Consider the following 12,247-nt stretch of genomic DNA (forward strand, 5'->3'; position numbering starts at 1 on the left):
TTGGCAGCATTCTGTCAAACGCTACCCAGAAGGCATTTCTTTGCTATTTCGCGCTTGATTGAAAAGGAACCATAAAGTAACACAGCTCTTGAGAAAACTTATGCTATTAAGCTTGAGTCTAAAAAAACAAGAGAATTGATTAGTTCTGATTTCGCTCGGTAAGATAATCTAAAATCTCCAGAACATGCCCGGGCACTTTAACCGCGCGCCATTCTTTTATTAAAATTCCCTGACCATCGATAATAAATGTACTGCGCTCAATACCTCTAACCTGCTTACCGTACATATTTTTCATCTTCATGACACCAAAAAGATTGCAGATCGTTTCATCGCTGTCACTTAATAACTCGAAAGGAAATTGCATTTTGGATTTAAAATTTTCGTGCGATTTGATATTGTCCCGCGAAATACCAACGATGACAGAATTTTTCCGATTAAATGCATCCCAATTGTCCCGAAAATCCTGTCCTTCGGTTGTGCATCCCGGAGTATCATCTTTAGGATAGAAATAAATAATTACATTTTTTCCCAGATGCTCGGATAAATTGAAATCCCGCCCGCCTGTCGACGGCAATACAAAATTTTCTACATTTTGGCCAATATTTACCATTCGATGATTACGGAATTTGTGTATCAATCACAATGGCGATGTTATTGAAGCCTAATTGCACAGGTTCACTAAATCCCTGAAGATCGCCACTGGCAGGAACAGCCTGACCGGATTTTGAAATTCTTGCTTCTATAATAACTTCAGGAAAACTAGACATCCGCATTGCAGGTGTCATTGCCATATCGTCCGTCAGCGTAAATGTTGCTGGTAGATCACTTGCTTTGAGGCGCAAAATTGCAAGCGGCATTTTTGGTCCGGATTTGGCTCGAGCGAAAATGAACAAAGTATCGTTTGGAGAGGCTTTTGTTGATAATTCAGGCCGAATCGTCACCTGACCGGATACTGAAACCGCACCGATCACTTTTGCTTCTTTGTTGTCATTAACAATATTCTCAGGTTGAATAGTGGCCGCATCTTTTGATTCCGCTACATCGAGTGATTGTTTCGATTGATCGTGAGTCGTGGCTTTTCCTTCAAAAGAAAGCAACTTAGCTTCAGCGATACTATCCTTTACGGATTTAGCAAGCGGAGAATCCGGGGGAATGGTAGTTAATAACTTCTCCCAATGCGCGGAAGCATTTTCATAATGCTCTTGCTCAAATTCTGCATGTCCGGCTAGCGCCAGTGCCGGGGGAAATAACGGATCTATTTTCAGCGCTTCGTGTAGTAATTCCGTTGGTTTTCCAGCTAAAGTACCTTGATTCTTAAGTGCCAATGCCCGTGCATAATCGCTTAAAATTTGAGGATTATCGGGAACAAGTTCGTTTAATTTAGCGTAGGTATTACTTGCTTCGTTATACCGTTCCATAGCAGTATAGGTACGCGCAAGCATTATCCATCCTTCAATGTCTTCAGGATTATTGCTTAACCTGGAAATAAGGTTTTCCAACGCAGCAGAAAAATCATGTCCTCCCATGTCGGTAGGATTATTACCGCCGCCACCATGATTCATATTGGTAGCACTGGCAAGTTGCGCTTGCGGCAACAGACCTCGAGTATCGCCAATATTCAAATACAAAAAAACCGCCGCTAACGGGAATCCAAGCACAATAAGGATGGATACAAGTATATTTTGATACTTTTTATTTTTCTGAATAATAGATTTATCTTGCTCAACAACATCCTGAAGCATTCGCTGTTGCAGTTCCTGCTTACTTTTATCATATTGTTCTTGGCTTAAAATATCGTTCTGCAGATCCTTATCAAGCTCGGCAATCTGATCCCGATATACCGTAATATTAACAGCATCGTGTTCAATATCCCTAGCGAGGCTCTTTTTATTTCTTAATAGCGTCGGAATAACGAACAACAACGCTGTAACAATAAAAATTCCAGAAATAGTCCAGAAAGCAGTCATACGTCTTTACCTTTATTATCTTCTTTTAGCAATGCTTCCGCTTTCTCACGTTGCACTTGTGACAGTGATATTTCTTCAATTTGGATTCGACGTCGTCTCAAGTAAAATACTAATGAACCGAGGCTGATCAAAAAAAGTACAACCGGGCCAAACCATAACAGTAATGTGGTTGGTTTCATGGGAGGATTGTAAAGAATGAAATCCCCATATCGATCCACCAGAAATTGGATTATCTCGTCATCGGTTTTATTAGCTTTGATCTGCTCGCGGATTTCACGTCGGATGTCATTTGAAAATTCAGCGCGTGAATCTGAAATTGGCTCATTTTGACAAACCAAGCATCGCAAATCCATGGTGAGTGCTAGCATGCGCTTTTCAATCTCTGGGTCTTCCGCAACCGGTGTGGCTTCTTTTGCCCAGCCAATCGATGAAATCAGAAGCAGTAGCAAAAAAGTAAAACTTATTGTCGTGAATTTACAATGTACAAGGTACGTCATGATAGAAACAATCCTCTCCAGAAAAATCTATGCTTGATTTTGCAATTCTTTTATTAAAGGAAGGATTGTTTTTTCCAAAGAATCGACAGTCACCGGCCCAATATGTTTATGCCTAATAATTCCTTCTTTATCAATTACATAAGTTTCCGGAACTCCATAAACACCGTAATTAATCCCCACTTTACCATCGGAATCAACGATGCTGATTTGATAAGGATCTCCATAACGTCTTAACCATTGCAACGCAGTATCACGATCATCTTTATAATTCAAACCGTAGATTGGCACAATGCCGGCTTTTGCCAACTGCACCAATAAGGGATGTTCATCACGACAAGCCACGCACCAAGAGGCCCACACATTCAACATCCAAACCTTTCCGAGATTATCATCCGATGACATCACTTTATCGGAATCATGAAGCTGATTTAATTGAAATTTTGGTGCCGGCTTATCTATCAACGGCGATGGAACTTGTCGCGGATTTAATGTAAGACCAATCATCAGAAAAACTGCCAGCACCATAAACGCAAACAGCGGAATCAAATAACGCATCATACTTTGCTTGACTCCGTTACCAAACTGACTTTACTAGCAGACGGTACAGCAGATGGAGTTTCTTCTACCGGCTCTTCAGTTTCCTCATTTTTAGTAACCACCAGATTCTTTTTAGTTATCTTCAGACGATAACGCCGATCAGTAATCGAGGTAACTCCCCCGATTGCCATTAATAAACATCCAAGCCATATCCAATCAACGAACGGCTTATGATAGGCACGAACAACCCAGGCTCCGTTCGTAAGCGGCTCTCCCAAGGCGACATACAGATCCCGGAATAATCCGGTGTCAATTGCCGCTTCAGTCATCGCCATACCTGATGCATTATAGGTGCGTTTTTCGGGATATAAATTACGAATAAATTGATCATCTTTTATAACAGCGATATCTCCACGTACTGCCTTATAGTTGGGTCCTACCACATCACTGGTTCCATTAAACTGGAAAGTATAACCTCCCACGGTTACCTTACTTCCGATTTCCATTCGCACATCTTTTTCAGTCTCGTAGCCATTTACCAATGTTACACCGATGATAAATACCGCAACCCCTAAATGTGCCAAGTGCATGCCATAAAAACTCCGGGATTGCTTTACTAGTTTAGTTAGTACATTACCTTCGCCGCTATTGCTCACCCGATGCTTAATACTCACAAATATACAAACAATAATCCAGAACGCCAGCAATAATCCGAAACTGATCATTGGTCGCCATTCACCCATGAAGTAAGGTGTAATCAATGCAGAAACAACACTCACTGCAAACGCCCAACGCAAACGCACAATCAGTGTCGGCAGGCTCATTTGCTTCCATCTTGAAATAGGACCAACACCAATGAGAAAGATTGCGGGTGTCATAACCGGAACAAAAACCGCTTCGAAATAAGGAGGTCCTACTGACAACTTACCCAGACCTAGTGCATCAATAATGAGAGGATACAGTGTTCCTAGTAGCACACTGGCAGCTGCAACTAATAGTAATATATTGTTTGTCAACAGCATTGATTCACGGGAAAGCAAGTCAAACTTGCCGCCCAATCCGACTTTAGGCGCACGCCAAGCGAACAATATCAGTGAGCAGCTGATAACAATAACCAAGAAAACCAAAATAAAAATTCCGCGTGCAGGATCAGTTGCAAATGCATGTACAGAAGTCAACACTCCCGAGCGCACCAAAAAGGTACCCAACAAGCTCAGTGCAAATGCGCTAATAGCTAACAAAACCGTCCAGCTTTTAAAGCTACCTCGTTTTTCTGTCACGGCCAATGAGTGAAGCAAGGCGGTACCAACCAACCATGGCATAAATGATGCATTCTCAACCGGATCCCAGAACCACCAACCTCCCCAACCGAGTTCATAATAAGCCCACCAGCTTCCCAGCATGATGCCAAAAGTCAAAAATATCCAAGCCACTATAGTCCAAGGACGAGACCATCGAGCCCAAGCTGCATCTAGCCTTCCACTTAATAAAGCCGCGATCGCAAATGCAAAAGCAACTGAAAAACCGACATACCCCATATAAAGCATGGGTGGGTGAACGACCATACCTACATCCTGCAATAGAGGATTCAAGTCACTTCCTTCAAGCGCTGCGGGTAACAACCGATCAAATGGATTTGAAGTAAATAGCATGAACACATAAAAGCCAATCGCAACAAGCCCTAATACACCCAGCACTCGCGCCACAACATCATCCGGCAACTGCTTACTAAAAACACTGACGGCAACCGACCAGCTCGCCAGCATCAATACCCATAGCAATAAAGAACCTTCATGCGATCCCCAAGTAGCTGCAATTCGAAAATGAAGCGGTAATTCCGTATTTGAATTCTTAGCCACATTCAACACTGAAAAGTCGCTACTAACAAATGAATAACCCAAGCATAAGAATGCAATCAACACGAATACAAATTGCCCTTGTACAACCGGCCTAGCAAGAGCAATCCAGGAAGGAATACCCCGCGTTGCGCCAATTAAAGGAAGTGTGCCTTGTATAGTAGCTAACAAAAGAGCGAGAATTAATGAAAAGTTACCTATTTCTGGAATCATGATTTTGTACCAATTGAAAATTTTTCAGGATTAAAAAAGCAATTCCCGAAGGGAATAGCCTACCTTGAAGAATTATTGCATGAGAGATGCTTTTTGTGCTTTGGCTGCTTTCTCTAAAGCTTCCGCAGCCTCAGGAGGCATATAGTTCTCATCATGTTTTGCAAGAACTTCATCCGCGCGAAACACTCCTTGATCCGAGATTTTACCTTGCGCAACAACGCCTTTACCCTCTCGAAACAAGTCGGGCAATATGCCGGTATAGACAACTGGTATAGTTTCTGCAGTGTCAGTAATTGCAAAATGCACTGTTGTTGAGCCATCTTCACGCTGTACACTGCCTTCCGCAACAAGACCGCCGATACGAAAACTCTTACCTATCGGTGCCTCTTTAGCAACAACTTGTGTCGGGCTAAAGAAAAAAACCAAATTACTTTGAAATGCGTTTAACACTAAAACCGCTGCAAATCCCAATGCAGTAACACTAGAGGCGATAATTACAAGTTTTTTATGACGGGGTTTCATTTTTAGTCTCTACCATATTTAAGTCGTGAATCTGACCATATTGTTTTTCCAAAGTTCTGCGCCGATTTGAAATTAGCAATACTTCAGCTACGATACATAGAACTGCCACAGCATAGGAACCCCAGACATAAAGCCCATATCCACCCATTGAAAAAAATTCCGACCAGCTTGACCAATTCATTAAATTGCTCCCTTCTTTTGTAATTCCGTTACCCAAGCTGTATGGCCTTCTCTTTCCAAAATTATTAAGCGCACTCTCTTTAAAATGACTGCAATGGAATACATCCAGCTTGCCAGCACCATAACCAGCATGCCAGTCAACATTGTTGTTGCCATCGCGGGTGCTTGATTAATACTAACCGATGCTCCCTGATGCAAGGTATTCCACCATTGAACCGAGAAATAAATAATCGGAATATTAACCACGCCGACAATCGCAATAATCGCACCTGCTTTATCAGCTCGGCGAGGATCATCAATAGCTGCCTGCAGTGACATGAAACCGATATACAGAAAAAATAAAATCAATTCTGAAGTCAATCGTGCGTCCCAAACCCACCACGTACCCCACATAGGTTTGCCCCACAAAGCACCTGTCCATAATGCAAGAAAAGTGAACATAGCACCAGTGGGTGCGATCGCAGTCGCAAACATGGAAGACAATCTCGTATTAAAGGCCAATCCGATTGCAGCCCAGAAAGCCATTACCACATAAAGAAACATCGACATCCAAGCAGCCGGTACATGAATAAATATAATCCGGTAGGCTTCGCCTTGCTGAAAATCTGTCGGCGCCACAAAGAAACCAATATAAAGCCCCGCAACTAAAAAAATCACCGCAGCTATGACAAAGATTGGGATCATTTTTCCTGCAAGTGAATAAAAACTGGCAGGGGACGAATATTTGAACCAATTAATCGCCATTTTATATATTAAAAACCTTTATAATAAATTTTAATTATGTCTATTTCTTACCCTGATTTTGCAGCGGCTCATTCTATACCAAAAAGTAAAAATCAAAAATTGCTTTCTTTACTTGAAGCCTTGCAAATGGAGTATCCAAGAAAAACGCAGACAAAAAAAGAATACATAATGAATAAAACAACTCTCTGATAAGCCAATCAAAAGAATTTACCCTTTCTCATTCTATTCAAGAGAGACACGTAGAGACGAAGCCGCCGCCCATGGCGCAAAAACCAGTGATGCCAGCAAGAATGCGCCAATTAACGACAGATGCGCATCGAACGCAATGCCGGCCATGTTGGCTTCAACCGCGCCTGCTCCAAAAATTAAGACTGGAATATATAAAGGCAGCACCAAGAGAGATACCAATACACCACCACCCCTCAATCCAAGCGTCAATGCCGCCCCTATCGCTCCGATCAAACTCAACACAGGCGTTCCCAGCAATAATGCACCCGTCAATACAAACAATGCGTCAGCCGGCAAATCATATTGAATACCCAGCACAGGCGCCATCAGCACCAGCGGCACACCGGATACTAGCCAATGCGCAAAGGCTTTACCGAGAACGAGAATTGACAACGATTGCGGTGATAGCAGCATTTGCTCCAATGTTCCATCCAGGTAATCGTTAGAAAACATTCTGCCAAGCGACAGCATCGACGCTAGCAAAGCCGCTACCCACACCACCCCGGGAGCCATTGTCCGGAGCAAGTTCATCTCCGGTCCGACACTTAGCGGAAATAAACTTACCACAATGATAAAGAAAAATAGCGTTACCAGCACATCGGATTGCCGTCTGACAGCCAACAACAGGTCGCGCTTAATGATCCAAATAAACATAAATTTATCAAGCCAGATGTAATTGCATTTTTGAAGAAGCCGTGATGTCGATTTCCTGATGAGTCGTCATCACAATAACACCTCCCTGCTGCAAATGCCGCTCCAATATTTCCTTTATCATCTGTACTGCAGTCACGTCCAACGCAACCAGCGGTTCGTCTAAAATCCATAATGCCGTTTTACAAACAAGCAAGCGTGCTAAAGCTACGCGACGCCGCTGGCCTTGCGACAAGACTTTGGCAGGTAAATGATCCCTACCGCCCAAGCCAATAAAATTAAGCGCTTCGGCAGCTTGCGAAATACTTATTTCAACACCGGTCAAGGCGCTTGATATCCGTAGATTTTCACTGACAGTAAGATCATCTTTGGTACCACTCAAATGACCGATATAAGTCATATCAGCATAATACTCGCCTTCCAGTTCCCGGATTGGCGTGTTGCGCCAGCGAATCTCACCTGCGGCTGGATTGGATAAGCCGCAGAGCATCCGCAGCAAACTGGTTTTTCCACTGCCATTAGGACCACTCACTTGCATTAGACAACCTGCTTCAACAGAAAAGTTAATTTCTCTAAACAACTCACGATCCCCGCGAACGCAAGCGAGGTTAATCCCTTGCAACATGATTTTAATCAGTCGATGAAATAAAAGGTTATTATACCGTATCGATGAAGCTCATAGCATTGAAGATCTACGAGGCAGTAGTCAAAATTCAACCAAGTGACTTTATCTTCTCACATAACGTAATGCATGCGTTCAGTCGATAGGGACAGAAACATCAAGGGAGGAATCTTGCTATTCATTCGCGACAACCGCAAGATCAGTATCATTGGCGGGTTATTATTGTTGGGTCTCACACTCACGACCGGCATCGCAGTATATAGTGCGATGCGGCAGCAAATTGAATCCGTGCTTGGCCGGGGATTGAGTGTAGCGTTGCAAGGCAAAGCATTATTGATCGAAAATCAGATCCAGAAAGGACTTGAGAATACCCGCACGTTGACTCTTCGTCCATTCCTGATCCAATCAATACAGCAACTGAATGCGCAGCCAGAAAATGACCATGCGTTGCACGATCTCGAACGAAATGTCAGCGCCTTGCCAGAAGCCGGTTTCTCGGCGGTAGTTGTTCGTGATCTGCATGGCAATGTGCTATCACAAGTCGGCCGTTTTTCCGAACGGCACAACCAATCCATTTCGCTCAATAAGTTTCCGGATACCGATATTATCTGGGACAAGCAGTTTATTTTGCGTACTACAATGGATTTCCTTGACAACAACAAACAACGGATCGGCAGTATCACCACCGAAATAAAATTACCGCAATTGACTCGTAGATTCAGCGAGATAAGATCCATCGGAAAAACCGGTGAATTTATTTTGTGCGCCCCTCCAGCATCGGGCAAGCACGAAATGGCCTGTTTGATCAGCCAAATCGATGGCGTGAAATTTACACAACTCATGCATATCACCGAAGCCGGTACGCTACCCGTTAGCCTTGCACTCGATGGAAAAAGCGGTGTTATTGCGGTCAAGGATTATCGTAATGTACCTGTCATTGAAGCTTATGCCCCTTTGCGTCAGATCGGTCTCGGCATGATCCTGAAGCTGGATGAAGAAGAATTATTCAAACCGATCAATGAACAACTGAAAATCATTATTCTTTACCTGGCCGGTTTGATTATCGCTGAAATTCTGCTGTTGAATTGGTTTGTCCAAAAATTAATCAAATCAGAACGCGAAGCGCGCGGCGCCAAGGAAATTGCCGAACAAATCTCCCTTGAGCTCGGCCAAAAGGAAACAGAACTTCGCGAGCGCTTGAAAGAAATTACTTGTCTTTATGAGATACGGCGCGGTTTCACCTTAAATCTGTCGGAAGAAAAGGTTTGCCAGCAAATCATCGGGCATCTGATTCCAGCCATGCAATATCCGGAGCATACGGCAATCATTATCGAATTAAATGGTAAACGCATCGTATCCCATGCGCAGACTGAAAATTTCACCCATGGATTAGAATCGAAAATTTGGGTGATTGGTAAAGTATGCGGTCAACTGACTGTTTTATTCTCGAACGACAAGCCATCATTCCATCAGGAAGAACAGAAATTGATCGATGCCATCACCAATGATCTCTCTATATGGCTGGAACGGAAACAGGTCGATGAGCTATTGCGCGAACGCTTGAAAGAGATCACCTGTCTTTATGAAATTCGACGGGGCATCGGAATGGAATCTTCGATTGATAACGTTTGCCATAACGTATTTGAACACTTGATACCCGCTTTGCAATTTCCGGAAATTGCAAACGCCGTGATCGAACTCGACGGCTGGCGATTTTCCTCTGGAAATTTTGACCAGGCAATACACCGGCAATTTCCTTCAAAAACCAAAATTGTCCGCAGAGAACAAGGTTTTTGGCGCGCGGAGCGAGATCCGGCTTGTACCTGCTGGTCCTCGATCACTGTCAACGGCAACGTGAGGGGCCAACTGCGAGTATTCTATCCAGGCGACAAGCCTTATCTCATGCTGGAAGAGCAAAAACTGGTCAATGCGATTGCCAGCGATTTGGAAAGCTGGCTGGAACGCAAACGGCTGGAGCAAGCGATTGTACTCATCGCTGAAGAGCAGTCGCATACTATCGGTCAAGAATTGCATGACAATCTCGGTCAGCAAATTGCCGCAATCAGTTATCAAGCAAGAGCTTTGGAAAAGCAGATTGTAACCGTGGGGAACTTAAGTATGGCAGAAGTTGCCGCAGCAATTGCTTCACAGGCGCAAATCGCAGTCATCCAGATTAAACAACTTGCACAGGGGTTGCTGCCATTTGAATTAGAAACCAACGGTTTGATCTCCGCGCTGCAAAAACTTGCGAACCGGATTGCAACAACCTACAACATCGTATGCGATTTCTCAAGCCACAATGATCCCAGTATCAATGATGAAATAATGGCTCTCAACCTTTACCGGATTGCACAAGAAGCAACCAATAATGCCATTCGTCATGGAAAAGCGCAGCATATAGCAATCACAATAGCGCTGGATAGCGGCATACTAAAACTATCCATCGCGGATGACGGCAGCGGATTCCCGGTCGAGAATCTCACGCCCGACACCATCTCGACTTCAGGAATGGGAATAAAAATTATGCAATATCGTGCAAGACAACTGGGTGCCAAACTGGACTTCCTCACACGCGCCGGGGGCGGCATCGAGGTACGTTTGGAAATGCAAATAGGATAAATTACATCTATGAAAGCAAAAGTCATGTTAATCGATGATCATGCCATGCTCCGGCACGGTATGGCGATGATGATCAATATGGAGCCGGATCTCGAGATATTTGCCGAAGCCGGCGATGGTGATGAAGCATTGCGGATTCTCAAGAAATCCGGGCCGGTGGATATTGTGCTATTGGATGTCACGCTTAAAACCGTTTCCGGTTTTGAAGTGATTAAGAGCATGCACGCCTTGCTTCCGGCGCTTCCTGTGCTTTTTGTCTCCATGCACGACGAATCGGTCTATGCGGAACGCGCATTACGGGCTGGTGCTCGCGGTTATGTGATGAAACAAGAAGCGGGTGAGACATTGCTCACCGCGATCCGAGAAGTTCTCAAAGGAAACATCTATTTAAGCAAAAACATGCAAGAGAAGTTGCTCAAAAAAATTGCAGCCGGCGGCTCGGAACCCGAACAATTGATTAATACGTTGACCCCCAGCGAATTTGAAGTGCTTCACTTAATCGGGCAAGGACATAGCAGTCAAGAAATTGCCAAATTGCTATGCCGCAGTATTAAAACCATTGAAACACACCGCTTTAACATCCGAGTCAAATTAAATCTAAAGGATGGCGCGGATCTAATCCGCTATGCAACGCGCTGGGTCGCAGAAGAACATTGATTAACTTTTTCAGCGATGGTTTTTATTCCATCAAAGAACCGCCCGACTCTCCCGAGACGTTCACCCATAAGTGCGGCAAACCCAGCGCCTGCAACCAAGCTGGCCCATCCTCACCTTTCAGCATAGCGATGGTCGATGCGCTGCCGGCAACCACACAGAATTCTCCGATTACACTTACCGCAGCCATGTTGCGAACCGGCCAGCCGGTTTTAGGATTGAGCACATGACCATAGCGGATACCATTGAGCGTAATGCACCGCTCATAGTCGCCGCTGCTTGCCAACGCACCGGAATGCAACCATAGCGTTTGCAAAATACCGCCGGGAATGCGCGGATGACGAATTGCAACACGCCAAGAAGCACCATCCGCGTGCGGACCGATCACTTTAATATCGCCGCCCAGATTAATAATGCCATGGCGAATGCCAATTTCATGGCACAGTGAAGCTGCGCGGTCGACCGCGTATTCCTTGACGACACCGCCAAAATCGATTTCCATGCCGGAAACGGTAAACGATAACACCGGCCGCTGCCAATCGACTTTATCCCAACCCACCAAGTTCAATAATTCTCGAATAGCCTCCGGCGCCGGTATCTTGCCGGATTTAAAATTCCAGGCGCGCCGCAGAATTCCCGAAGTGACATCAAACAAACCATCGCTTTGCTGGTAACAAGCCGATGCATAATCCAGCAAACCCGCTGTTTCATCATCGACTGTAAGCTGCCCGCCGCCCGCAGCAATACGATTGATCGCGGATAGATAGCTGTCTTCCCGGTAACGGGAATATTTCGCTTCCAGCCGGTAGACATCGTCCATCGTAATCTTGGCGGCTTGCTGCGCAACTTTGGCATTGCGAGCATAAAGCTGCATCGAACACGGTGAACCCATGGCATTAAAATCAAAATGAAAATAATTGAGGCGCGCCATGCGATCACAGTCAAAGTATCAGCGGC

14 protein-coding genes are annotated in these 12,247 nt (G+C 44.5%); 3 read left to right on the top strand and 11 right to left on the bottom strand.

Going from position 1 to position 12,247, the window contains the following annotated elements; all coding sequences use genetic code 11:
- Window positions 1–139: 139 nt before the first annotated feature.
- From RBH92_RS08525 to ccmC, 8 genes are all read right to left on the bottom strand, one after another.
- Window positions 140–610: a peroxiredoxin gene (locus RBH92_RS08525; protein WP_307931673.1), complete on the bottom strand. Its 471-nt coding sequence runs from the start codon at window positions 608–610 to the stop codon at window positions 140–142.
- 7 nt (window positions 611–617) lie between these two features.
- On the bottom strand, window positions 618–1,967 hold the full coding sequence (gene ccmI / locus RBH92_RS08530; RefSeq protein WP_307931674.1) for a c-type cytochrome biogenesis protein CcmI: 1,350 nt from the start codon (window positions 1,965–1,967) through the stop codon (window positions 618–620).
- Window positions 1,964–2,464, bottom strand: coding sequence for a cytochrome c-type biogenesis protein (locus RBH92_RS08535; RefSeq protein ID WP_307931675.1), 501 nt, complete (start codon window positions 2,462–2,464; stop codon window positions 1,964–1,966). Before RBH92_RS08535 ends, ccmI begins: the two co-directional genes overlap by 4 nt.
- Window positions 2,465–2,491: 27 nt before the next feature.
- Window positions 2,492–3,022: a DsbE family thiol:disulfide interchange protein gene (locus RBH92_RS08540; RefSeq protein WP_307931676.1), complete on the bottom strand. Its 531-nt coding sequence runs from the start codon at window positions 3,020–3,022 to the stop codon at window positions 2,492–2,494.
- A complete protein-coding gene (locus RBH92_RS08545; protein WP_307931677.1) occupies window positions 3,019–5,070 on the bottom strand; it encodes a heme lyase CcmF/NrfE family subunit in 2,052 nt (683 codons plus the stop codon). Before RBH92_RS08545 ends, RBH92_RS08540 begins: the two co-directional genes overlap by 4 nt.
- A gap of 72 nt (window positions 5,071–5,142) precedes the next feature.
- Entirely contained in the window at window positions 5,143–5,592 is a 450-nt protein-coding gene (ccmE, locus tag RBH92_RS08550; RefSeq protein WP_292923217.1) for a cytochrome c maturation protein CcmE, read from the bottom strand.
- Window positions 5,576–5,773: a heme exporter protein CcmD gene (ccmD, locus tag RBH92_RS08555; RefSeq protein ID WP_292923215.1), complete on the bottom strand. Its 198-nt coding sequence runs from the start codon at window positions 5,771–5,773 to the stop codon at window positions 5,576–5,578. The genes ccmE and ccmD overlap by 17 nt, the downstream gene beginning before the upstream one ends.
- On the bottom strand, window positions 5,773–6,516 hold the full coding sequence (gene ccmC / locus RBH92_RS08560; RefSeq protein ID WP_292923214.1) for a heme ABC transporter permease CcmC: 744 nt from the start codon (window positions 6,514–6,516) through the stop codon (window positions 5,773–5,775). Before ccmC ends, ccmD begins: the two co-directional genes overlap by 1 nt.
- 36 nt (window positions 6,517–6,552) lie before the next feature.
- On the opposite strand from ccmC, the gene RBH92_RS08565 reads away from it, so the two are divergent.
- Window positions 6,553–6,705, top strand: coding sequence for a hypothetical protein (locus RBH92_RS08565; RefSeq protein ID WP_307931678.1), 153 nt, complete (start codon window positions 6,553–6,555; stop codon window positions 6,703–6,705).
- 33 nt (window positions 6,706–6,738) lie between these two features.
- Here the strand turns inward: RBH92_RS08565 and ccmB are convergent, their stop codons facing one another.
- Together ccmB and ccmA are read right to left on the bottom strand one after the other, a co-directional pair.
- Complete coding sequence (ccmB, locus tag RBH92_RS08570; protein WP_307931679.1) at window positions 6,739–7,398, bottom strand: heme exporter protein CcmB; 660 nt, start codon at window positions 7,396–7,398, stop codon at window positions 6,739–6,741.
- Between the two features lie 7 nt (window positions 7,399–7,405).
- Window positions 7,406–8,020 (bottom strand): cytochrome c biogenesis heme-transporting ATPase CcmA, encoded by a 615-nt coding sequence (gene ccmA, locus RBH92_RS08575; protein ID WP_307931680.1) that lies wholly within the window; start codon window positions 8,018–8,020, stop codon window positions 7,406–7,408.
- A 126-nt stretch (window positions 8,021–8,146) separates the two neighbouring features.
- Between ccmA and RBH92_RS08580 the strand changes: the two genes are divergently transcribed.
- Window positions 8,147–10,636, top strand: a complete 2,490-nt coding sequence (locus RBH92_RS08580) for an ATP-binding protein (RefSeq protein WP_307931681.1) — start codon at window positions 8,147–8,149, stop codon at window positions 10,634–10,636.
- Window positions 10,637–10,645: 9 nt separating this feature from the next.
- A complete protein-coding gene (locus tag RBH92_RS08585; RefSeq protein ID WP_374049928.1) occupies window positions 10,646–11,293 on the top strand; it encodes a response regulator in 648 nt (215 codons plus the stop codon).
- 22 nt (window positions 11,294–11,315) lie between these two features.
- Here RBH92_RS08585 and RBH92_RS08590 read toward each other — a convergent pair whose 3' ends face one another.
- Window positions 11,316–12,221, bottom strand: coding sequence for an FAD:protein FMN transferase (locus tag RBH92_RS08590; protein WP_307931682.1), 906 nt, complete (start codon window positions 12,219–12,221; stop codon window positions 11,316–11,318).
- Window positions 12,222–12,247: the final 26 nt, after the last annotated feature.

The sequence above is a fragment of the Nitrosomonas sp. sh817 genome (assembly GCF_030908545.1).
Taxonomy (GTDB): Bacteria; Pseudomonadota; Gammaproteobacteria; order Burkholderiales; family Nitrosomonadaceae; genus Nitrosomonas.

What these genes read in the sequence shown, in the direction of transcription:
- ccmE (WP_292923217.1), bottom strand. Translation starts at nt 5,592, where the DNA reads ATGAAACCCCGTCATAAAAAACTTGTAATTATCGCCTCTAGTGTTACT.
- ccmB (WP_307931679.1), bottom strand. Translation starts at nt 7,398, where the DNA reads ATGTTTATTTGGATCATTAAGCGCGACCTGTTGTTGGCTGTCAGACGG.
- RBH92_RS08540 (WP_307931676.1), bottom strand. Translation starts at nt 3,022, where the DNA reads ATGATGCGTTATTTGATTCCGCTGTTTGCGTTTATGGTGCTGGCAGTT.
- RBH92_RS08565 (WP_307931678.1), top strand. Translation starts at nt 6,553, where the DNA reads ATGTCTATTTCTTACCCTGATTTTGCAGCGGCTCATTCTATACCAAAA.
- RBH92_RS08590 (WP_307931682.1), bottom strand. Translation starts at nt 12,221, where the DNA reads ATGGCGCGCCTCAATTATTTTCATTTTGATTTTAATGCCATGGGTTCA.
- ccmI (WP_307931674.1), bottom strand. Translation starts at nt 1,967, where the DNA reads ATGACTGCTTTCTGGACTATTTCTGGAATTTTTATTGTTACAGCGTTG.
- ccmD (WP_292923215.1), bottom strand. Translation starts at nt 5,773, where the DNA reads ATGAATTGGTCAAGCTGGTCGGAATTTTTTTCAATGGGTGGATATGGG.
- RBH92_RS08525 (WP_307931673.1), bottom strand. Translation starts at nt 610, where the DNA reads ATGGTAAATATTGGCCAAAATGTAGAAAATTTTGTATTGCCGTCGACA.
- ccmA (WP_307931680.1), bottom strand. Translation starts at nt 8,020, where the DNA reads ATGTTGCAAGGGATTAACCTCGCTTGCGTTCGCGGGGATCGTGAGTTG.
- RBH92_RS08535 (WP_307931675.1), bottom strand. Translation starts at nt 2,464, where the DNA reads ATGACGTACCTTGTACATTGTAAATTCACGACAATAAGTTTTACTTTT.
- RBH92_RS08545 (WP_307931677.1), bottom strand. Translation starts at nt 5,070, where the DNA reads ATGATTCCAGAAATAGGTAACTTTTCATTAATTCTCGCTCTTTTGTTA.
- RBH92_RS08585 (WP_374049928.1), top strand. Translation starts at nt 10,646, where the DNA reads ATGAAAGCAAAAGTCATGTTAATCGATGATCATGCCATGCTCCGGCAC.
- RBH92_RS08580 (WP_307931681.1), top strand. Translation starts at nt 8,147, where the DNA reads ATGCGTTCAGTCGATAGGGACAGAAACATCAAGGGAGGAATCTTGCTA.
- ccmC (WP_292923214.1), bottom strand. Translation starts at nt 6,516, where the DNA reads ATGGCGATTAATTGGTTCAAATATTCGTCCCCTGCCAGTTTTTATTCA.